Here is a 21,623-nt window from a genome sequence, read left to right as displayed (position 1 = left end):
GCCAGCGGGACGACAATCACGAACAATCGAACACAATTGAGCACAGATTCCCCGCAGATTACGGACAACCCCGGTGCACGGCGGCACCTAGACTGCGGGCTCCGTCACTCGTATCTCAATATTGTGCGCTCAACCCTTCGCCGTTCCCGCTATTGCGTGCCGCTTGCCGGCCTGACCCTTGCCGCCGCGGCTCACGCGGAAAACCAGTATTCGATTTCGCTCGGCGGTGGGTTCGCGCCGCGCTACCCCGGCAGCAACCAGTATCGCGGCGTCGTCGCACCGGGGCTTTCCGCGAAGTTCGGCAACGGCTTCTTCATCGACAGTCGCGAAGGCGCCGGCTACCGGCTGGACCTGCCGCACGGTGCGTTCGTGTCGGCGACAGTGAACTACGACCCGGGCCGCGCGGACGAGAACCGCTTCGACCTGCCGGGTTCGGACTACCTGAAGGGGATGGGCCGCATTCCGGGCTCGGTGCTGGTCGGCGTGCGGGCCGGTGTGACGCTGCTCGACGCGGCCGAACTGAGCGTCACGGTCGACACACCGGTGACGCATACGTCGCGCGGGGTGTCCGGGCATGTCGATCTCGCGGTGCCGGTGGTCAAGACCGCGCAGCACGAGATCGTCGTGACCGGCAGCGTGCATGCCGGCACCGGCCGCTATACGCAGACGTTCTACGGCGTGACCGATGCGCAGTCGATGACGAGCCGCTTCCGGCCGTATTCGACGAGCGGCGGGATCGACAGCGCGACGGTGTCGGTCGCATGGAACTGGAATCTGTCGCGGCACTGGTCGGTGCTCGCGACGGGCGGCGTGACGCGGCTGCTCGGGCGCTATGGCGACAGCCCGATCGTCCAATCGCGCAGCAACTACTACGGGATGGCCGGCGCGACCTACAAGTTCTGAACAGGTGGCCGCCGCGCGCATGCCGCACGCGATGCGTCGGCGCCGCGCCGTTGCCGCGCATCGCGTGCGGTAACATGCAGGCGGTTCCGGCACCACGCCGGGCCGCGACAGGGAGAAGCCGATGAAGAACACGATCGCCATGCTCGTCGCGCTCGTTGCGAGCGCAACCTTTGCAGGATGTGCGGACATGAACACGAAGCACCCGAACGCGACCGCCGGCGGCGCGGCGCGAAACGCCGCGCCGATGTGCAGTGCAGACGGCGCGCCGGACGATGCGCTGATCGGCAAGACCGAAGCCGAGGCGGCCGCGCTGCTCGACGGTTGCCTGTGGCGCGTGCTCGAGCGCGACGGCAAGTCGTTGCCGGGCACGATGGACTATCGCGAGGAGCGCCGCGACCTCGGCATTCGCGACGGCAAGGTGATCTGGGTGCGGCGCGGGTGATGGATGGGGCCGGCGGGGCCGGCCGAGCCGCATATCGTTAGCCGGCCGCGACGGGCGTACGAACCCGTGCGCGTTACTTCGAGATATACCAGAGCGCGTCGGTGCTGACGCGCGCGGCCGGCGCCTGAGGGGTTGCGGCCGGCGGCGGCGTGTTCGACGTCACCGCGGTGGGCCACGTGGCCGGCGGGTTCGACGACGGCGACGAGGGTGACGCCGGCGCGGTATTCGCCGTGTTCGCGGTCGCTGCCGATCCCGACGTCGACGGCGTGTTCAGATACCACAGCGCGTCGGCCGACGCCGTGCGCTTGGCCGACGCATTCGCGTTCGGTTTCCCCGCAGGCGTCGTGGCAGCCGTCGTTGCTCCCGCACGTGATGCTCCCGCCGCGGTTCCAGCCCCTGCCTGCGTCGTTGCACCCGCCGCGCCGCGCTGCGCGCGCGCCTCGAATGGCCCGAGCTGGAAGATCAACGTTTGCGCGGGACGCGTCAGAACGGCATACGGGAACTGCAGCTCCCACGACATCAGCACGCGACCCGACGACGTTTCGGTGAAGATCGCCGGCATATGCTTCATGTCGCTGAACTGCACGTAGATCCGCGCACCGTCGTCGAACACCTGGGTCGGCTTGGCCTGATCGGCGCCCGTGACGGTCCAGCCGAAGTTGTACGTGCCGGCCGGGCCGGCGGGACCGCCTTGCGGTGGCGGCGGCGGGGCGGCCGGTGACAGCGTGCGGGCCCGTGCGGCCGGCGGCGCGGATACGCTCAGGCTCGCGAACGGGTTGTACGCCTGCACCTGCTGCGGCGGCGTAAAGGAGGGAGGCAGGATGGGCATGGGAGTATCCGGCGAATCCGGCATGGTGCGGATTGCATCATAGACCTTGCGGGCATACGCGAGGCGCTTGTCGGGCGACGCGGCGTTGTACGCGCCGATCGCGGTCCAGTTCGCGCCGAGCTGGCGGATGTTCTGCGACAGGATCCACGCGCCGACGTACGCGTTGGTGCACGCATCGAACAGGCTTTCCCGCGTGATGCCTTCGCGCGCGAGCGTCGGCAGCCAGGTGCTGTTGATCTGCATCAGGCCGATGTCGACGGTGCCGTTCGTATTGGTGTTGACGGCGTTCGGATTCATCCCCGATTCGACCTGCGCGATGCCGCGCAGCAGGCTCACGCTCACGTGCTGGAACGTGGCTGCGTCGTCGAGGCAATCGGCCCACGCGGCGCCGTGCAGCGCGCACGACAGCGCAATCGTCGCGGCGATCTTCGGCGTGGCGTGGCTGAGCGAACGGGCAGTATGACGCGGCATGGCAGGATGGGGCGGGATCCGGCCGCCCGGTGCAAGGAAATTACGCAGACGCGAAGTGTGCCATAGCGCGCAGTCAAATGGCTCGCGTCAAACTTTCCTTTGCATTTGCCGGTGCGTTTATCGCGCATTTTCTGCTGCGCGGGGCTCGTCGCGCGACCGGATGGAATCGGTAAAAACGGCTGATTTTCGCGCGCATGCCGGCGCTCGAGCGGAGTCGCAATACTGACGCCGTGCGTCAGGTGCGCCGTGAATGCGGAATACGGTGATGAATCGTGCAGCGATGTGAAACGAACATGGCGCGGCCGCCGCTGCGCGGCCCGGAAATGGCGGCGGCGGCCGTAGCCGCCGTCCTGGCGAATCCGCCATCCGGCATCCGCGATCTGATACCGACCGGCCGGCCGCGCGGCACCCCGACACCGCGACATCACGACATCACGACATCACGACATCACGACATCACGACATCACGACATCACGGCATCACGACATCACGACACCGCCCACAGCCGCGCCCCGTCGCTCAGAAGCGGTGACGCAGCCCGAGGTTGACCATCGTCTGCGAGCTTGTACCCGCATACCCGTACGACGCGATCGACGCCTGCGCGGCCATCGATCCGCCTTTGCCGTCGCCGGTCTGGCCGCTCGCATGCTGGTACGCGGCGCTCAGGTACACGTCGGTGCGCTTCGACAGGTTGTAGTCCGCGCCGGCCGACACTTGGTGATAGGTCGCCGACGTATCGCCGCCCGAGCGCGTATAGCTGTAGCCGACGCCGACGAGCAGCGCATCGGTCGCCTGGTAGTTCACGAAGCCTTGCCCGGTGTTGTAGTGCTCGTTCGAGTCGAACGCCGAGCTTGCGTCGCGACGGTACTGCGCGTTGCTGTAGCCGAGGCCGAACGTGAAAGGCCCCGCGACGTACTGGCCCGCGACGCGGGCGATGCCGATCGAGTGCGCGCTCGCGTAGCCGTTGTTGATCGGGCCGTCGAAGGTGCCGTCCGACGAGCTGGTCCAGCCGGTGCGCAGGCCGTTCGACGCAGGGCTGTTGGTCGCGTGGAAGTAGCCGCCGGCGACGCTGAACGGCCCGTTGTTGTACGACACGGCTGCCGAATACGATTGCGCGGCGCCGGTGCTGCCGGCGATGCCGCCGAACGAGTACATCGCGGAGAACTGCAGGCCCGAATACACGGCCGACGTGTACTTCACCGCGTTGTCGACGCGGAAGCTGTTGTCGTAGTTGTCGACGTCGCCCGGCGTCGCGAACACGCTGCCGAGATAGTTGTCGGCGGTGATGCCCTGCACGAGGTCGACGAGCGGATCGTACTGGCGGCCGAACGTGAGCGTGCCGTAGCGCTCGCTCGTCAGCCCGACGAATGCCTGTCGGCCGAACAGGCGGCCGCCCTGGCCCTGCCGGCCGTTGCTCGGGTCGAAGCCGTTCTCGAGCTGGAACAGCGCCTTCAGCCCGCCGCCGAGATCTTCGGAGCCTTTCACGCCCCAGCGGCTGCCGGCGAGGTTGCCCGCGCTGCTGTTGCCGAGCATCCATGCGTTGTCCTTGCCCTGCGCGTGATTCACGTACGTGATCGACGTGTCGATCACGCCGTACAGCGCCACGCTCGACTGCGCGTGCGCGGCGGGGATCGCGGCGAACGACGCGAGCGAAATCAGCGAGAGGGTCGTGCGTTTCATTTCATCTCCTTGCCATTGGCGTGCTTGAACCGGAATGGCAGGAGACTACAGAGCCGCGGCCGAACGGCAAAAATGGAATTCTCCGATGTGACCTAAAGCAGACAGGCACGTGCTGCGCAAAGGCCTGTTGAGAGATTCGGATTATTGAGCACTGTGTGCTAATCGACCTGAATTTCGAGATGGTGCGATCGGCGTATTGCCGGATTCGTGATAATTCCAGGGGATTTTCGATGGGATTTCGCTAAAACGGCGTTCGTGATGGATTCGTCAATTCATTATTTAATGGAATCGAATCGCGCGATGCGGGCCGAATATGCTATTGCACGGGGCCCTCTTGTTGCGCGGCGGTCACCGGTATTCCGGTATTTCGAATCGGTCGGCGCTGCGCAGCCTGCATTACATCGCGGGCGGCAACTTCTATGCGATCGGCGAATCGCTGCACGTCGATCCGGGCCAGCCGGAGCCGCAGTAAGCCGCCGGCCGGTGGTCGGCCGCAGTTCCAGGCGCGCGGCTCACGCGCGCTTTTTCAACGTCGCCAGCATCGCGTCGGCGAACGCCTGCGTGACGCGCGGCAGTGTGCGCCCGCGCTTCACGACGAGCGCGATCGGCCGCACGAACGCGGGGTCGTCGATCGGTTTCGCGACGAGGTCCGGCTCGGCGCGCACCTCGCGCGCGGTCGCCGGCAGGATCGTCACGCCGAGTCCGCCGCGCACCATCGCGACGGCCGTCATCATGTAGGTCGGTTCGCACGCGATGTCGGGCGTGCAGCCGGCCGCGTCCAGTGCGGCATCGACGACGCCGCGCACGCTCGTGCCCCGCGCGGTCAGCACGAGCGGCACGGCGGCGACGTCGGCGGTGCGCACGCGCCGCTTGCGCGCGAGCGGATGATCCTTCGGGCACACGGCAACGAGCCGGTCGGCGCCCACGTACAGCACCTCCAGCGACGCATCGAACGCATCGCCGCCCGTCAGGCCGAGATCGGCTTCCTCGTTGCGCACCAGCGCGGTGACGAGGCTCGCGACACCGTCGCGAATCTCGAAGCCCGCACGCGGCACGTCGCGCCGGAACGACTGGATCAACTCCGGCAACAGGCTCGACGCGAAGGTCGGCAGGCATGCGAGCCGCACCGTGCCGCTCGCGCCTTCGCCGAGCGCCCGCGCGTCGCGCAGCACGCGCTCCATGTCGTCGAGCGAGCGCTGCAGCAGCGGCAGCAGTTCGCGCCCGGTCTGCGTGAGCGCGACGCTGCGGCTGTTGCGGTCGAACAGCCGCGCGCCGACGATCTCCTCGAGCCGCCGGATCTGCACGGTCAGCGCCGGCTGCGACAGGTGCAGCCGCGCGGCCGCACGCGTGAAGTTGCCGGCGTGGGCGACGGTGACGAACGCGCGAATGTCGCGAAGATTCAGATCCATAACGATTCGTGATTGCTGCGATCAAATCATTTCAATTGTGCTATCGCTGCGCCGACCTTACGCTCGTCTCCAACAAAAGACAAGGTAGGAGACACGGATGCTGCCGTTACTCGGGCTTGGCACGATCGTCGTGCTGCTAGCCGCGATTCTGTCGAAGCGCATGTCGCCGCTCGTCGCGCTGATCCTCGTGCCGATCGCGGCGTCGCTGATCGGCGGCTTCGGGCTGCATACGAGCAAATTCGTGATCGACGGGCTGAAGGGGCTCGCGCCCGTCGTCGGGATGTTCGTCTTCGCGATCCTCTATTTCGGGACGATCACCGACGCCGGCACGCTCGATCCGATCATCGACCGCATCCTGCGCGCGGTCGGCACGCGGCCCACGCGCATCGTGATGGGCACGACGCTGCTCGCGCTGCTGATCCATCTCGACGGCTCGGGCGCCGTCTGCTTTCTCGTGACGATTCCCGCGGTGCTGCCGCTGTACGACCGCCTGAAGATGGACCGGCGCGTGCTGGCCGCGGCCGTGTCGATGGCCGCGGGGATCAACTTCCTGCCGTGGACGGGGCCGATGATTCGCGCGTCGGCGTCGCTGCACCTGCCGGTGTCGGCGCTGTTCAATCCGCTGATTCCGGTGCAGGCGATCGGGCTCGTGTTCGTGTTCGGCGTCGCGTACTGGCTCGGCCGGCGCGAGGAGAAGCGGCTCGGCCTGTCGCCCGACGATGCGTCGATTCCGCTGCCGAAACGCGAGCTGACACCCGACGAGCAGGCGCTGCGCCGGCCGCACCTGTTCTGGTTCAACCTGGTGCTGACGCTCGTCGTGCTCGGCACGATGGTCGTGATGGGCGAGAAGATTCCACCCGCGATCATGTTCATGGTCGGGCTGTGCGTCGCACTGATGGTGAACTACCCGAACGTCGACATGCAGAGAAAGCGCATCGACGCGCATGCGCGCGCGGCGCTGATGATGGCCGGCATCCTGCTCGCGGCCGGGGTGTTCACCGGCATCATGCAGGGCAGCGGCATGCTGAAGGCGATGGCGCAGGCGGCGGTCGGCTTCGTGCCGCCGTCGATGGCCGGCCACATTCCGGTCGCGCTCGGCCTCGCGTCGATGCCGCTCAGCATGCTGTTCGATCCCGATTCGTTCTACTTCGGTGTGCTGCCGGTGATCGCGGAGGTGGCCGGCCAGTTCGGCGTGCCGGCCGTGCATGTCGGGCAGGCCGCGTTGCTCGGCCAGATGACGACCGGCTTTCCGGTCAGCCCGTTGACGCCCGCGACGTTCCTGGTCGTCGGTCTGTGCGGGATCGAGCTGGCCGAGCACCAGAAGTTCACGTTCCCGCTGCTGTTCGGCGCCTCGATCGTGATGACGATCGCGTGCGTCGTGCTCGGCGTTTTTTGATTGTTCCCGGCGCGCGCGCCGGATGACGGTACCGACATGACAGCAAAGCCACCACACGAACGGCGCGTGCGCATCGGCGCGGGCGCCGGCTACTCGGGCGACCGGATCGAGCCGGCGGTCGAACTGGCCGAACACGGGCAGCTCGACTATCTCGTCTTCGAATGCCTTGCCGAGCGCACGATCGCGATCGCGCAACAGGCGCGGCGCAAGGATCCGTCGCTCGGCTACGATCCGCTGCTCGACGCGCGCATGCAGGCCGTGCTGCCGGTGGCCGCGCGCAAGCGGGTGCGGATCGTGTCGAACATGGGCGCGGCCAACCCGCGCGCGGCCGCGCGGCGCACCGCGCAGATTGCGGAGTCGCTCGGCCTCGCGGGGCTGAAGGTCGCGGCGGTCGAAGGCGACGACGTGCTCGACGTCGTGCTGCGCGGCGCGTTGCGCTTCGAGGAGTCGGGCGACGAAGTCGCCGCGTATCGCGAGCGCATCGTATCCGCGAACGCGTATCTCGGCGCCGCGCCGATCGTCGAGGCGCTCGCGGCCGGCGCGGACGTCGTGCTGACCGGGCGCGTCGCCGATCCGTCGCTGTTCGCCGCGCCGCTGATCCATGCGTTCGGCTGGCGGATGGACGACTGGGACACGCTGGGGGCCGCGACGGTCGTCGGCCATTTGCTCGAATGCGCGGGGCAGGTGACGGGCGGCTATTTCGCCGACCCCGGCTACAAGGACGTGCCGGATCTCGCGCGGCTCGGATTCCCGATCGGCGAGGTCGCGGCCGACGGCTCGGTCGTGATCACCAAGGTGCCGCACGCGGGCGGCCGCGTGAGCGCGGCGACCTGCAAGGAACAACTGCTGTACGAGATCCACGATCCGGCGCGCTACCTGCAGCCCGACGTCGTCGCGGATTTCACGCGCGTGGCCGTCGCGGAGGAGGCGCCGGACCGCGTGCGCGTCACGGGCGGGCGCGGCACCGCGCGCCCCGAGACCCTGAAGGTTTCGGTCGCGTATGTCGACGGCCATATCGGCGAAGGGCAGATCTCGTACGGCGGGCCGGGGGCGCTGGCGCGCGCGCGGCTCGCGCTCGACATCGTCCGCGAGCGGCTCGCGCTGACCGGCGTGGCCGCGACCGAGTTGCGCTTCGATCTGATCGGCGTCGATGCGCTGTACGGCGACGCGACGCCCGCCGTGCGCGGCGAGCCGGCCGAAGTCCGCGTGCGGGTGGCCGGCCGCGCGGCGAGCGCCGCCGAGGCCGCGCGGATCGGCAACGAAGTCGAGACGCTCTATACGAACGGGCCGGCCGGCGGCGGCGGCGCGTTCAAGTCGACGCGCGAGGTGATCGCGGTGCAGTCGGTGCTGCTGCCGCGCGCGGCCGTGACGCCGTCGTTTTCATTCGTGGAGGCCTGATGCAACTGCGTGAACTCGCGCATGCGCGCACCGGCGACAAGGGCAATACGCTGAACGTGTCGGTCATCTGCCGCGATCCGCGTCACTACGAGCACCTGCGCGCGCATCTCGATGCGCGGGCGGTGAAGTCATGGCTCGCCGGCATCGTGCACGGCGACGTCGTGCGCTACGAACTGCCGGCGCTGGCCGCGTTCAACTTCGTGCTGCGCGATGCGCTCGGTGGCGGCGTCACGCGCTCGCTCGCGCTGGACGCGCACGGCAAGTCGGTCAGTTCGGCGCTGCTGGCGATCGAGGTGCCGGAGCCGGCGTGATGATGTGACGACGTGACGATGCGCGCGGCCGGCGGGTCGCGCGCCCAGGGTCGCGTTTACGGTGACGGGATCGGCCGTTCGTGGCGCCGCGCCTGCGTGCTTGACTGGTTCGCCCGCGAAGCGCAGGCGCTGATCCGCACAAGCGCCGTGGGCCGAACCGGCACATCCGCGGATTTTTTTTCGTGGTCTGACCAGTCCAACCTCAAGTTGCCTCCCGGCCGGTCGTTAAACCCGTTTGCGTACTCATTTGACTGTCCGATAACAACACGCAACCGGAGATCGCCGTCATCATGCTGTCATCAATTCGCGCCCGGATCGTGGCGACCTGCGTCGCCATCGTCGTCACGGCGCTCGCCGTCACCGGCGGCCTCGTGTACGACGTCGTCAAGCGACACAACGACGAAACCATCGACCGGAACCTGCAGTCGGTCCTGGCCGGCCACGCGCTGGCGCTCGACGAGTGGGTCGCCAGCCGCGCGCAGCAGACCCAGGCGCTCGCGGATACGCTGCCGATCGGCGAAGGCGATCCGCTGCCGGCACTGACGCTGCTCGGCAAGTCGGGCGGGTTCCAGGTGCTGACGCTCGGCCTGCCGGATCACACGGCATTCTCGAACATCCCGCTCGCGCCCGGTTACGATCCGACCGCGCGTCCGTGGTACAAGCAAGCGGTCGAGGCCGGCCGGCTGGTCGTCACCGCGCTGTATCAGGACGCGTCGACCGGCAAGCCGGCTTTTGCATTCGCGGTGCCGATCATGCGCGGCGGCGCGCTGAAGGGCGTGCTAGCGGCGAGTCTCTACATGGAACGTGCGAGCGCGATCGTCGCGTCGATGCACCCGACGCCGGCGAGTTTCGCGTTTCTCGTCGACCGCGGCGGGCGCCTCATCGCGGGCGCGAAGACCGACCTGATCATGAAACCGGCCGTGCAGCTGTCACCGGAACTGACGCCCGAGCGCCTCGCGAGCCTGCAGAGCGCGAGCGAGCCGGTGGCGATCGCGGTGGACGGCGTGACCAAGCTGCTGCGCGCGCGACCGATCGCCGGAACCGACTGGTCGCTCGTGATGGCGCTCGACCGGTCGGACGTGACGGCCGGCATGCGGGCCGTCGCGACGACGACGCTCGCGGCCATCGTCATCGTGGCCTGTATCGCGGCCGCGCTCGTCGGCGCGCTGACGAACGCGGCATTCAAGCGCGTGCTGCTGGTGCGCGATGCGCTGACCGACGTCGCCAGCGGCAGCGGCGACCTGACGAAGCGGCTGCGGGCGGACGGCAACGACGAGGCGGCGCAGATCGCGCGCGCGTTCAACCTGTTTGCGGAAAAGATTTCGGCGATCCTGCTGCAGATCCGCGGGTTCAGCGAGTCCGTGAGCGTGGCGAGCGCGGAGATCGCGCAGGGCAACCAGGACCTGTCGGGCCGCACCGAGCATGCGGCGTCGAGCCTCCAGGAAACCGCGGCAGCGCTCGAGGAAATTGCCGGCACGGCGCGCAACTCGGCCGATGCGGCGACGCAGGTGAACCGGCTCGCGGAGTCGGCGTCGGGCGTCGCGATGCGCGGCGGCGAGGTGGTGAGCCAGGTGGTCGCGACGATGGGCGAGATCACGGCGGCGTCGAACGAAATCGCGAACATCATCGGCGTGATCGACGGCATCGCGTTCCAGACCAACATCCTCGCATTGAATGCGGCCGTCGAGGCGGCGCGCGCGAACGAGCACGGGCGAGGCTTCGCGGTCGTCGCGGGCGAGGTGCGCACGCTCGCGCAACGCAGCGCGCAGGCCGCCAAGGAAATCAAGCAGCTGATCCAGGCGTCCGTCGACAAGATCGAGGGCGGGTCGGGGCTCGTGCACACGGCGGGCGCCACGATGGACGAGATCGTCGAGGGCGTGCGCGGCATCACGAGCGTGATCGCCGAAATGACGGTGGCGGCGAACGAGCAGAGCACCGGCCTCGCGCAGGTGAACCAAGCGGTGTCGCAGCTCGATCATTCCACGCAGCAGAACGCGGCGCTCGTCGAGGAATCCGCCGCGGCCGCGGCGCTGTTGCGCGAGCAGGCGGCGCAGCTCGCGCAACTGGTCGGCGAATTCAAGCTGGCGCGTGCGCAAACGGCCGATACCGCGCCGGCGTGATGCGGTGCGCGCCGGGCCAGTGCCGGGTCAGTGCGATGCGCTTGCGATGCCGCGCCGAGCGTGTACGCTACGGCCTCGCGGGCATCGCCCGCGCGTGCGGCAGGGGCCGCGCGCATCGACCGGATCCTGGAATGAAGAACGAGATCGTCACGCCGGCCGGCGTGAAGGGCGCGGCCACGCGCGGTGGCCGGTTCGCGCCGACGCGCGCCGCACTGTCCGCCGTCGCGGTGTTCACCGCGCTCGTCGCGGCATCACCGGCCCATGCCGCCGAGCCGGCGCATCCCGAGCGTCAGCTGCAAACGTTCATCCGCGACACCTACGGCAACTGGCGCGCCGATCGCAAGGGCTGGCAGTCGGACGCGGGTGATTTCATTTACGCGTCGTGCGGATCGCTGCGCGTCGCGACGGCCGACGGCCCGCGCACGCTGCTCGCGATGTGCGGCGAGACCGAGGACGCCGTGCAGAACGGCATGCCGGGGATGGATTCCGATGCGACGCCGGGCACCATCGACCTGTACGTGCTTCGGCCTTCGCAGGACGGCACGACGCTCGAACCGGCGCTGAAGAAGACGGGCATCGTGTCCGGCGGGCGCGGCGAGCCGGGCACGGTGAGCATCCAGCGGCTCGGGCCGCACCTGTTCGGTTTCGTCCTCGGCAACAGCGACTCGCGGCAAGGCTATACGCAAAGCATGCGCTCGATCTGGCTGCCGTACGGCGACGCGCTGGTGCCGGCGGCGGCGCGCATCGACGAAGCGCTCGACAATGCGGAATCGAGCGAATGCGCGAACGATCCGGCGCGCTGCGAGGAACGCCGCTTCGCGATCGCGCCGGACACGACCGTCAACGATAGCGTCTATCCGCTGATCGTGACCGAGACCGGCACGCGCGGCAATCGCACGATTCACGTGCGCCATACGGTGAAGTTCGACGCGACGCGCGGCCGCTACATCGTGCCGAAGGCCGTGCGCGACGGGTATTGAGCGGTCCGTGCGCGGAACCACGGTACCGCGGATTCGGGCGGCGTCGCGCCGCCCGCCCGTCACACGTACACGTAGCGCACGAGGTGGAAGAACACCGGCGCCGCGAAGCAGATCGAGTCGACGCGATCGAGCATCCCGCCGTGGCCCGCGATCATCGAGCCCCAGTCCTTGGTGCCGAGCGAGCGCTTCACGGCCGACAGCACGAGGCCGCCGACGAAGCCCGCGATCACGATCGCAAGCGAGATCCCGAACGCCGCGCCGAAGCTGAACGGCGTCACGCGATACAGCGACGCGCCGCACAGCGTCGCGAGCAGGCCGCCGCCGATGAAGCCCTCGACCGTCTTCGACGGCGACAGGCGCGGCGCGATCTTGCGTCGCCCGAACAGCTTGCCGACCACGTACTGCAGCACGTCGCTGATCTGCACGACGAACAGGAAGAAGAACAGCAGCAGCGCGTTCTGCCCCGCGTAGCGCGGAATGTCGAGGATCAGCACGGCCGGCGCATGGCTCAGCCCGTACACGCAGACCATCAGCGCCCAGTTGATCTTCGCGTTGCGGCTCAGGAATTCGCGCGTGTCCTGCGTGAGCGCCGATACCAGCGACATCGCGAAGAACAGGTGCACCGGCACGAAGATCGAGTACATCCCGTACCAGTTGATCCCGAGCAGCACGTACTGCACCGGAATCGCGACGAAGAACGCGATGAAGAGCGTCGTATGATCGCTCGCGGTGGTCGGCGTGAGCGTGATGAATTCGCGCAGCGTCAGGTACGACAGCAGCGCGAACACCAGATACGTGACGTTGTTGCCGAGGCTGATCGCGATGACCATGATCGCGATCATCGCCCACCACGCACGGATGCGCTGGTTCAGGTTGACGACGGTCGCGCTGGCGCCGCCGTTGCGCGCGCCGAGGATCGCGCCGATCACCGTCGCGAGCACCAGCACGCCGGTGACGCCCGCGACCAGTTCCCAGAAGAGAGTTCGCATGAAGAGGTCCGGAAAAGGGAGAGGAGGGCGCCGCGATCAGCCGGCCGGCCGCTGCGGCGGCGCGAGCGCGACGATCGCGTCGCGCATGCGGGCGAGGAAGGCCGGCTTGTCTTCACCGGCGCCGAGCGCGTCGTTCGCACCGAAGTGCACCTTGCAGATCAGCGGCACGGGCCAGATCGCGCCCTTCGGCATGATGCGCTGCAGGTTCTCGAGATAGACCGGCACGAGCGCGACGTCCGGAAATTCCGTCGCGAGATGGAACAGGCCGCTCTTGAATGGCTGCGGCAATACGTCGGCGCCGCGCGTGCCTTCCGGGAAGATGATGATCGAGTGGCCTTGCCGCAGCGCGTCGCGCACGGGGTCCAGCGGATTACCGCCGCCCTCGCGATGACGGTCGATCAGCACGACGTTCAGCAGCTTCTGCGCGATATGGCGCTTCAGGTCGCTGCTGTCCCAGTAGTCGCGCGCGGCGACCGGCCGCACCACCGCGCGCACGTCGCGCGGCAGCGCGGCGAGGATCGCGAGCGTGTCGATGTGGCTCGTGTGGTTCGAGAAGTAAATCTTCTGCGTCGGCGACGGCGGCGCCTGATGCCAGACCGGATACGCGCCGGCGACGAGCCGGACGATCGACAGCAGGAAATCGCGCTGCCAGACGTTCAGGATGTTCATCGGCGCCGCGCCTCCTGCCTGCATGCTCCCGCGGCCGCGCATGCGCGGCAGGCGGAATCCCGGAGTGCCGGCGCGGCAGGATGCGCGCCGGACGGCCATTGTTTAAGTTTTTTCAACTTCGTGGCTGCCTGTCGCAGGGCCGCGATAATCGGACGATGCGCCGGCGGACGTCGCGGCGCAGTCGCCGGTCGGCGGCGTGATAATCGGCTGTTGCACGAGCGCCCGTTTGCAGTTCGAATGGATCTTGCTGCGATCGGGCCAGCGGATTATCGCGAGTTTCCGTCAAAAACGCCAGATTGCCGGGTGCGGCGCCGGTGGCGTGCAGCTTGACGCGCGGGGGTCGCTCGGCGACGATTACGACCACCTGTCGAAAGCCGTCGATGCCGACGGTTGCGCCGCCCGGGGCATGGCGGCTGGAAACGTGTCCGAACGAGCAGAACCAATAAAACGATGAGCCTCTACGCACTCAAACCGAAATTCCAGAACCGTCTGCGTCCGTTCGCGGATTCGCTTGCCGAACGCGGCGTCACCGCCAACCAGGTCACGCTGTTCGCGGCCGGCGGCTCGATCGTCGTCGGCGCGCTCGCGGGGCTCGGCGTGTTCGTCCGCGTGCTGTTCCTGCTGATCCCGATCTGGCTGTTCGTGCGGATGGCGCTCAACGCGATCGACGGCATGCTCGCCCGCGAACATGGGCAGAAGAGCACGCTCGGCGCCTACCTGAACGAGCTCGGCGACGTCGTGTCCGATGTCGCGCTCGTGCTGCCGTTCCTCGCGATTCCCGCGTTCGCTCCGGCGGACGTCTGGCTGTTCGCGCTGACGGCGGTCATCGTCGAATGCGCGGGGCTGATCGGCCCGCTCGCCGGTGCTACGCGCCGCTACGACGGCCCGTTCGGCAAGAGTGACCGCGCGCTCGCGCTCGGTGCATTCGCGCTGTGGATCGGCTTCGGCCTGCCGGTCGGCAGCGTCGCCGCGTGGCTGTGGCGTGCGCTGATCGTGCTGTCGATCGTGACGGTGGTGCGGCGCGTGCAGGCCGGCGTCGCCGAAGCGGGCGGCTGACGGCCAGGGATGGGCCGGCGCCTGAGGGCGGCGCCGCATGATTCGAACAACGAAACGAGAGAAAAGCATGAACGCACGCACGGCCCGCGAGGCCGACTTCATCACGCACGACGGCGAAACGCTGTTCTATCGTCACTGGCCCGCGACCGGCCCGCGCTGCCGCGGCGCGATCGTGCTGCTGCATCGCGGCCACGAACATTCGGCGCGCGTCGCGCACCTCGTCGACGAGCTGGACCTGCCGGACTTCGCGTTCTTCGCATGGGATGCGCGCGGCCACGGCCGCTCGCCCGGCGCGCGCGGCTACAGCCCCAGCGCGGCCGCGTCGGTGCGCGACCTGCAGATCTTCGTCGAGCATATCCGCGACACGCACGGCATCGCGATCGAGCACACGGCCGTGGTCGGGCAGAGCGTCGGCGCCGTGCTCGCGGCCACCTGGGTACACGATTACGCGCCGCCGATCCGCTGCCTCGTGGTCGCGTCGCCGGCGTTCCGCATCAAGCTCTACGTGCCGTTCGCGCGGCCGGGGCTGCGGCTGATGCACAAGCTGCGCGGGCTGTTCTACGTGAACAGCTACGTGAAACCGAAATTCCTCACCCACGACGCCGAACGGATCGCGAGCTATGCGGCCGATCCGCTGATCACGCGGCCGATCGCCGTGAACATGCTGCTCGACCTGCACGACACCGCGAAGCGGATCGTCGCCGATGCGGCCGCGATCACCGTGCCGACGCAGCTGCTGATCTCGGGCGCCGACTGGGTCGTCCATCGCGGGCCGCAGGATCGCTTCTTCGAGCGGCTCGGCGGCGCGCGCAAGGAGCGCATCGTGCTGGCCGGCTTCTATCACGACACGCTCGGCGAGCGCGACCGCGCGCAGGCGCTCGCGCCGCTGCGCGCGTTCGTGCTGCGCGAGTTCGATACGCCGAGCCCGCGCGTGTCGCTGGCCGACGCCGACCGGCGCGGCGCGTTCCACGACGAATACGCGGCGCTCGGCCGGCCGCCCGCGAACCCGTTCGCCCGCGCGTACTGGGCGATCACACGGGCGGGGCTGAAGGCCGGCGGCGCGCTGTCGGACGGCATCGCGCTCGGGCTGCGGCTCGGCTTCGATTCGGGCTCGACGCTCGACTACGTGTACCGCAACCGCGCGCAGGGCCGGCTCGGCGTCGGCGCGCTGATCGACCGCACCTATCTCGACTCGCCGGGCTGGGTCGGCATCCGTCAGCGCAAGGTGCATCTGCAGGAGCTGATCGGCGCGGCGATCGGCCGGCTGCGCGGCCTCGGCGAACCCGTGCGGATCGTCGACATCGCGGCCGGGCACGGACGCTATGTGCTCGACGCGATCGCGACGGCCGCCGAACGCGACGGCGCGGCGCCCGACGACATCACGCTGCGCGACTACAGCCCGCCGAACGTCGAGGCCGGACGCGTGCTGATCGCGCAGCGCGGCCTCGAGCCGATCGCGCGCTTCGAGCGCGGCGACGCGTTCGACGAGGCGTCGCTCGCGACGCTGGAGCCGCGCCCGACGCTCGCGATCGTGTCGGGGCTGTATGAACTGTTCGGCGAGAACGCGCTGATCGAGCGCTCGCTGCGCGGGCTCGCGCAGGCGGTGCCGCCCGGCGGCTATCTCGTCTATACGGGGCAGCCGTGGCATCCGCAGCTCGAATTCATCGCGCGTGCGCTGAACAATCACCGCGGCGACGCGACCTGGGTGATGCGCCGCCGCTCGCAGGCCGAGATGGACGAGCTCGTCGCGCGCGCCGGTTTCCGCAAGCTCGACCAGCGCATCGACGAGATGGGCATCTTCACGGTGAGCCTCGCGCAGCGGGTCGACGCGTCGTGAGCGCGCTCGGCGGCGGCGCGGGCGGCGGTCTGGCCGAGCCGGCGGCCGGCGCGCGCGATGCGTCGTTCGCGCTGCGCGTCGCCTGGCTCGCGGCGATGGGTGCGGTGTTCTTCTCCACCTACGGCTTCGCGAACTGGCTCGCCGCGCGCCGCGCCGAGGTGCCGACCTTCGCGTTCGGCTGGGAGCACGCGATTCCGTTCGTGCCGTGGACCATCGTGCCGTACTGGTCGATCGACCTGCTGTACGCGCTGTCGTTCTTCTTCTGGACCCGCCGCGACGATCTGCTCGATCACGTGAAGCGGCTGTTGACCGTGCAGTTGATCTCGGTCGCATGCTTCATCGCATGGCCGCTGCGCTTTAGCTTCGAGCGGCCCGATGCGGGCGGGGTGGCCGGCGCGCTGTTCACGCTGCTGATGGGGTTCGACAAGCCGTTCAACCAGGCACCGTCGCTGCACATCGGCCTGCTCGTCGTGTTGTGGGCCGTCTATGCGAAGCATCTGCGCGGCATGGCCGCGCGCACCGTGCTGCATGCGTGGTTCGCGGCGATCGGCGTGTCGGTGCTGACGACGTACCAGCATCACGCGATCGACGTGCCCACCGGCGCGGCCGTCGGCTGTCTCGCGCTGTTCCTGTTTCCGTTGCGTGACGCGGCGGGACGGTTGCCGGGCGCGACCGGTTCGCCGTCCGCCGCCGGCCGCGCGCTGGCGCGCCGCTACGCGCTCGGCGCGGCGCTGGTCGCGCTCGCGGCGCTTTACTGCGTGTCGCGTGTGCCGGGCCTGGCGTTGGCGGCCGGGTGGGGTGCGCTGGCGCTTGCGTGCGTCGCGTGGATTTATTGGCGCGGCGCGCCCGGCGCGTTCCAGAAGGACGACGCGGGCCGCTTGCCGGTGTCCGTCCGCTGGCTGCTCGCGCCGACGATCGTCGGCGCGTTCGTCAATTCGCGGTTATGGACGTTCCGGCAGCCGGCGCCGGCGCGGATCGACGAGCGCGTGTCGATCGGCCGCACGCCGACCACGCGCGACATGCGGCGCCACGGCTTCACGGCGCTCGTCGACCTGACCGCCGAGATGCCGCGCTGGACCACGGCCGACGCGTCTCTCGCGTATGCGGCGGTGCCGCAACTCGACCTCGTCGCGCCCACGCCCACCCAGCTCGCGGCGGCCGTCGCGGCACTCGAACGCCTGCATGCGGAAGGGCGCGACGTGCTGGTCTGCTGCGCGCTCGGTTACGGGCGCAGCGTGTTGTGCGCGGCCGCGTGGCTCGCCGCGCGGCGGGGGCTCGGCGATGCGCGCGACGCGCTCGCGGCGGTACGGGCGGTGCGGCCGCGCGCGGTATGGTCGGACGACGGCGTGGCCGTGCTGCAGGACTGGATCGACCGCCGCCGCGTGACCGGAGGGCCATGATGCGCGACCCGTCCGCTCCGTTCCGGATCGCCGCCGCGCGCGGTGCGCTCGATGCGGGCGCGTGGGCGATCGCGGCCGCGCTGGCCGCGGCGGGTGCCGGCTGGTGGATCGCGTCGGGCTGGGCGCCGGCGACGATCGCGCGCGTGCTGCTGGTCGTGGTCAGCACCGGGTCGGGGATTGCCGCGCTGTGGTACGCGGTGCGCATCGAGATCGACCGCCGGCTGTTCGCCGCGCTGGCGCGGGCGGCGTCGTGCGATGCGTCGGTCGACGACGGCCTCGCCGCGCTCGATCGTGCGCTTGTCGAGCTCGGCTGGATCGATGCAGGGAAGGCGGGACGCACGCTCGACGCACGCGTGCGCGGCGCGGTCGGGCTGTGCCGTGCCGCAGTGCTGGTCGCGATCGTGCAGTGGATCGTGGTCGGGCTGGCGATCGCGGTGCGGCAGGGCGGTTAGCCGGGCGGGCGCGACCCGGGCGGCCCGCCGCGGTGTGCGGCGCGCGTCACGCGTGGCCCGCCCGCCGCGTCCGCGTGCGCTTCACCTCGTACATCTCCTGGTCCGCATGCTCGATCGGCGCGTTCACGTCGGTGCCGTCGTCGGGCGGCATCGCGATGCCGCCGCTGGCCCCGAGCCGCAGCGGATGCCCGTCGAATTCGAACGGCTCGCCGACCCGCCGGTGAGCGCGTCGTGCGTCGCGCGCAGGTACAGCTCGTTGGCCTCGTTGCGCGCCGCGTGGAACATCGCGGCGGCGGTCAGGTCGGCCATCAGCCGCAGCGTGCCGGCATCGGCGGCCGAAAAACCGTCGACGTCCGGCGACATCACCTTCCGCACGCCGACCGTCGTGTCCGCATGGGTGGGCGGATGCGCAGCCACGTGTCGGGGGACGGGGTGGCGGTGTCGACGATTTGATACAAGTCGGTTTTCCGTGAAGAAAGCGCGGCGCTCGGCGCGAGCTTGCGGTAGCATACGCGCCGCTCGTGCGGCAGCGCATTCCGGGGCGGCCCGCAAGGGGTCGCAACCGGCATCCGGCCGGGTTGTCGGGTCTTCGACCGCCAGTCCGGCAGCGCCGGCAGTATGCCGGTCGGTCCGGCAGGCAGCAACGGCGTAACTCTTGCCATTCAATCGCGGCGCGCAGCATTTCCGACCGAATTGAGTTGTTTTTCGCTTCGTCAGCGCGAATCATGGTGAGTTTCGCCCTTATTTTGAGATAGTGTGACGAATGTGCGAGCGCCTGTGCCAGGCGCGCGCGCCGTCTGGCGAACCGGCCGCAAAAGCGTTCGCCGCGTCGTTCCGATAATTGCATTCAGGCCAGACTTTGAGGGGAAGCAGTGGGGATGTGCACTCGCGGGCATAGCTGCTGTGCGCGCGTCGGTCGCGACGCGCTTGATAACCGGATGATCACGACGATGCGGAGCCGCGCATGAAGCCGGCCGCTTCGCTGTTCGTCCTGTCGGTGGCCACGTTCGGCGCGCTCCATGCGGCCGCGCTGTCCGCCGCACCGATGCCGGCGGTGCCTGCCGCCGCTTCGGCGTCCGCCGGCACTCCGGCCGTGCTGCCGCCCGTCAGTGGCGCGGCCGCGCCGAGCGCCGCCAGCGCGGCGTCCGCCGGGCTGCCGACGACGACCGTGCACCTGCCGTTCGCGTCGCTCGGCGCATTCGATCCGGTGCGCCTGCGCGGCGCCGACGACGCGCGCACGATCAACGCGGGCGTGCGGCTCGACCGCGTGGTCACCGGCGCGCGGCTGCGTCTGACCTACGCGTATTCGCCATCGCTCGTGTTTCCGATGTCGCACCTGAAGGTGTCGATGAACGGCGAGGTGATCGCGACGGTCCCGTTCGACGCGACGCGCGCGGGCCGCACGGTCACGCAGGACATTCCGATCGATCCGCGCTACTTCTCCGATTTCAACCAGATCGGCCTGCGCCTGATCGCGCATTACACGCTCGATCACTGCGAGGACCCGTCGAACTCGGCGCTGTGGGCCGACGTGAGCCCGACGAGCGAGCTGATCCTCGACGAAGCGCCGCTGCGCCTGCCGAACGATCTCGCGCTGCTGCCCGCGCCGTTCTTCGACCGGCGCGACAACGGGCTGCTGCGGCTGCCGTTCGTGCTGCCGGCGTCGCCCGATTCGGCGACGCTGCGCAGCGCCGGCGTGCTCGCATCGTGGTTCGGCGCGCAGGCCGACTACCGGCAGGCACGCTTCCCGGTCGCGGCGACGCTGCCGGCCGACGACCAGGCGGTGGTGGTCGGCACGGCCGCGACGCTGCCTGCCGGCCTCGCGCTGCCGTCGGTCAACGGCCCGCTGCTCGCGGTGGCCGACAACCCGGCCGCGCCGGGCCGCAAGCTGCTGGTCGTGACGGGCCGTACGGCGGCCGAGGTCGACGATGCGGTCGCGGCGCTGGTGCTCGGCCGTGCGGCGCTGTCGGGCCCGGCGGCAACCGTCGCGCACGTCGATCTCGGCGCGCCCCGCAAACCGTACGACGCGCCGCGCTGGCTGCCGGTGAACCGGCCGATCGCGTTCCGCGAGCTCGTGTCCGACCCGCGCGAGCTCGAAGTGCGCGGCACGTCGCCCGACGCGATCCGCCTGAACCTGCGCGTGCCGGCCGATCTCCATTCGTGGAACGGCTCGGGCGTGCCGATCACGCTGCGCTACCGCTATACGGCGCCGACCGTGCAGGACGACTCGACGCTCGCCGTCGAGATCAACGAACAGCTCGTGAAGTCGTACCGGCTCGGGCCGGCCCATGCGGAAGACGCGCGCGGGCGTATGCAGCTGCCGCTGCTGGCGGTGCCGGAAGGGCGCGTGACGAGCGATGTCGACATCCCGGCGTTTCGCGTCGGCAGCGGCAATCAGCTGCAGTTCCGCTTCACGCTCGATTCGCAGAAGACGGGGCTCTGCTCGAGCACCGCGACCGAGCCGCAGCGTGCGGCGATCGATCCCGATTCGACGATCGACTTCTCGCACTTCGTTCACTACGCGCAATTGCCGAATCTCGCGTTCTTCGCGAACAGCGGCTTCCCGTTCACGCGCTTCGCCGACCTGTCGCAGACGGCCGTCGTGATCCCGGACCGGCCGTCGCCGCAGGAGCTCGAAGCGTACCTGACGATGCTCGGCCACATGGGCCAGTGGACCGGCTTCCCGGCGCTGCGCGTGGAGGTTGCGCGGCCCGGCGACGTCGCCGCGCTGGCGGGCGGCAAGGACCTGCTCGTGATCGACGGCTCGCCCGCGTCGCCGCTGCTGTCGCACTGGCGCGCGGCGCTGCCGCTGACGATCGACCAGCAGGGCGGCGCGGGCGCGACGCGGGTCGCCTTCTCGGTGAAGGAACGCTGGCGCAACGGCATCGGCATGGCCGACGGCGGCGCGCATATCGAGCAGACGGGCTCGCTCGCCGCGCTCGCCGGCTTCGAGCTGCCGGGCAGCCACGGCCGCAGCGTCGTCGCGCTGACAGCGACCGATCAGACGCGGCTGGCCGATCTGCTCGACGTATTCGAGAAGCCGGGCCTCGTGTCGCAACTGCAGGGCGACCTCGCGCTGGTGCGGCCGGGGCAGGTCGACAGCCTCCGTGTGGGCGAGCCGTACGTGGTCGGCTTCGTGCCGTGGTATGCGCGCGTCTGGACGCATGCGGCGCGGCACCCGGTCGTGCTCGGCGTGGTCGGCGTCGCCGCGGGGCTGCTGCTCGCGCTCGGCGTGTTCAGCGTGCTGCAGAGAATCGCCGCGCGTCGACGGGGGATGTAA

19 protein-coding genes and 1 pseudogene are annotated in these 21,623 nt (G+C 69.5%); 14 read left to right on the top strand and 6 right to left on the bottom strand.

The genetic code is table 11. The annotated features are described in order from the left end of the window. Window positions 1–156 precede the first annotated feature (156 nt). Window positions 157–903 carry a MipA/OmpV family protein gene (locus SB786_RS29870; protein WP_410730597.1) on the top strand — a complete coding sequence of 249 codons (747 nt, stop codon included), beginning with the start codon at window positions 157–159 and terminating at the stop codon, window positions 901–903. A 121-nt stretch (window positions 904–1,024) separates the two neighbouring features. Then, entirely contained in the window at window positions 1,025–1,345 is a 321-nt protein-coding gene (locus SB786_RS29865) for a hypothetical protein (RefSeq protein WP_006757177.1), read from the top strand. A 73-nt stretch (window positions 1,346–1,418) separates the two neighbouring features. Here SB786_RS29865 and SB786_RS29860 read toward each other — a convergent pair whose 3' ends face one another. Further along, window positions 1,419–2,645, bottom strand: coding sequence for a transglycosylase SLT domain-containing protein (locus tag SB786_RS29860; RefSeq protein WP_410730596.1), 1,227 nt, complete (start codon window positions 2,643–2,645; stop codon window positions 1,419–1,421). Window positions 2,646–3,165: 520 nt separating this feature from the next. Next, window positions 3,166–4,326: a porin gene (locus SB786_RS29855; RefSeq protein ID WP_410730595.1), complete on the bottom strand. Its 1,161-nt coding sequence runs from the start codon at window positions 4,324–4,326 to the stop codon at window positions 3,166–3,168. Between the two features lie 334 nt (window positions 4,327–4,660). On the opposite strand from SB786_RS29855, the pseudogene SB786_RS29850 reads away from it, so the two are divergent. Further along, window positions 4,661–4,798 (top strand): annotated as a pseudogene (locus SB786_RS29850) (flavin reductase); the annotation flags it as partial. 40 nt (window positions 4,799–4,838) lie between these two features. On the opposite strand, the gene SB786_RS29845 reads toward SB786_RS29850, so the two are convergent. Next, window positions 4,839–5,735: a LysR family transcriptional regulator gene (locus SB786_RS29845; RefSeq protein ID WP_410730594.1), complete on the bottom strand. Its 897-nt coding sequence runs from the start codon at window positions 5,733–5,735 to the stop codon at window positions 4,839–4,841. A gap of 97 nt (window positions 5,736–5,832) precedes the next feature. Between SB786_RS29845 and SB786_RS29840 the strand changes: the two genes are divergently transcribed. From SB786_RS29840 to SB786_RS29820, 5 genes are all read left to right on the top strand, one after another. Further along, window positions 5,833–7,131, top strand: coding sequence for a CitMHS family transporter (locus SB786_RS29840; RefSeq protein WP_410730593.1), 1,299 nt, complete (start codon window positions 5,833–5,835; stop codon window positions 7,129–7,131). A gap of 36 nt (window positions 7,132–7,167) precedes the next feature. Continuing rightward, a complete protein-coding gene (locus SB786_RS29835; RefSeq protein ID WP_410730592.1) occupies window positions 7,168–8,529 on the top strand; it encodes an acyclic terpene utilization AtuA family protein in 1,362 nt (453 codons plus the stop codon). Next, a complete protein-coding gene (locus tag SB786_RS29830) occupies window positions 8,529–8,840 on the top strand; it encodes a hypothetical protein (RefSeq protein WP_410730591.1) in 312 nt (103 codons plus the stop codon). Before SB786_RS29835 ends, SB786_RS29830 begins: the two co-directional genes overlap by 1 nt. A 290-nt stretch (window positions 8,841–9,130) precedes the next feature. Continuing rightward, window positions 9,131–10,960: a methyl-accepting chemotaxis protein gene (locus SB786_RS29825; protein WP_410730590.1), complete on the top strand. Its 1,830-nt coding sequence runs from the start codon at window positions 9,131–9,133 to the stop codon at window positions 10,958–10,960. Window positions 10,961–11,091: 131 nt separating this feature from the next. Further along, the gene (locus tag SB786_RS29820; protein ID WP_410730589.1) at window positions 11,092–11,940 is read left to right on the top strand and encodes a topoisomerase IV; all 849 of its coding nucleotides are present in this window, start codon (window positions 11,092–11,094) and stop codon (window positions 11,938–11,940) included. Between the two features lie 59 nt (window positions 11,941–11,999). Here SB786_RS29820 and SB786_RS29815 read toward each other — a convergent pair whose 3' ends face one another. Beyond that, window positions 12,000–12,929, bottom strand: a complete 930-nt coding sequence (locus SB786_RS29815) for a phosphatidate cytidylyltransferase (RefSeq protein ID WP_410730588.1) — start codon at window positions 12,927–12,929, stop codon at window positions 12,000–12,002. 36 nt (window positions 12,930–12,965) lie between these two features. Further along, entirely contained in the window at window positions 12,966–13,598 is a 633-nt protein-coding gene (locus tag SB786_RS29810; protein WP_006757189.1) for a lysophospholipid acyltransferase family protein, read from the bottom strand. 226 nt (window positions 13,599–13,824) lie between these two features. On the opposite strand from SB786_RS29810, the gene SB786_RS29805 reads away from it, so the two are divergent. The 5 genes from SB786_RS29805 to SB786_RS29785 all read left to right on the top strand — a co-directional run bounded on the left by SB786_RS29805 (window position 13,825) and on the right by SB786_RS29785 (window position 18,343). Then, window positions 13,825–14,052, top strand: a complete 228-nt coding sequence (locus SB786_RS29805; protein ID WP_410730587.1) for a hypothetical protein — start codon at window positions 13,825–13,827, stop codon at window positions 14,050–14,052. Next, window positions 14,049–14,654, top strand: coding sequence for a CDP-alcohol phosphatidyltransferase family protein (locus tag SB786_RS29800; RefSeq protein ID WP_410730586.1), 606 nt, complete (start codon window positions 14,049–14,051; stop codon window positions 14,652–14,654). The genes SB786_RS29805 and SB786_RS29800 overlap by 4 nt, the downstream gene beginning before the upstream one ends. Before the next feature lie 67 nt (window positions 14,655–14,721). Then, window positions 14,722–16,491: a bifunctional alpha/beta hydrolase/class I SAM-dependent methyltransferase gene (locus SB786_RS29795; RefSeq protein ID WP_410730585.1), complete on the top strand. Its 1,770-nt coding sequence runs from the start codon at window positions 14,722–14,724 to the stop codon at window positions 16,489–16,491. After that, entirely contained in the window at window positions 16,488–17,891 is a 1,404-nt protein-coding gene (locus SB786_RS29790) for a phosphatase PAP2/dual specificity phosphatase family protein (protein WP_410730584.1), read from the top strand. Before SB786_RS29795 ends, SB786_RS29790 begins: the two co-directional genes overlap by 4 nt. Next, complete coding sequence (locus tag SB786_RS29785) at window positions 17,891–18,343, top strand: hypothetical protein (RefSeq protein ID WP_410730583.1); 453 nt, start codon at window positions 17,891–17,893, stop codon at window positions 18,341–18,343. Before SB786_RS29790 ends, SB786_RS29785 begins: the two co-directional genes overlap by 1 nt. 46 nt (window positions 18,344–18,389) lie before the next feature. Here the strand turns inward: SB786_RS29785 and SB786_RS29780 are convergent, their stop codons facing one another. Further along, entirely contained in the window at window positions 18,390–18,878 is a 489-nt protein-coding gene (locus SB786_RS29780; protein ID WP_410730619.1) for a diguanylate cyclase domain-containing protein, read from the bottom strand. Between the two features lie 429 nt (window positions 18,879–19,307). Between SB786_RS29780 and bcsB the strand changes: the two genes are divergently transcribed. After that, window positions 19,308–21,623 carry a cellulose biosynthesis cyclic di-GMP-binding regulatory protein BcsB gene (bcsB, locus tag SB786_RS29775; RefSeq protein ID WP_410730582.1) on the top strand — a complete coding sequence of 772 codons (2,316 nt, stop codon included), beginning with the start codon at window positions 19,308–19,310 and terminating at the stop codon, window positions 21,621–21,623.

Source organism: Burkholderia sp. SIMBA_062, assembly GCF_046534765.1.
Taxonomy (GTDB): domain Bacteria; phylum Pseudomonadota; class Gammaproteobacteria; order Burkholderiales; family Burkholderiaceae; genus Burkholderia; species Burkholderia ambifaria.
The sequence above is the reverse complement of the archived record's forward strand: the minus strand, read 5'-3'. Positions and strand labels throughout refer to the sequence as shown.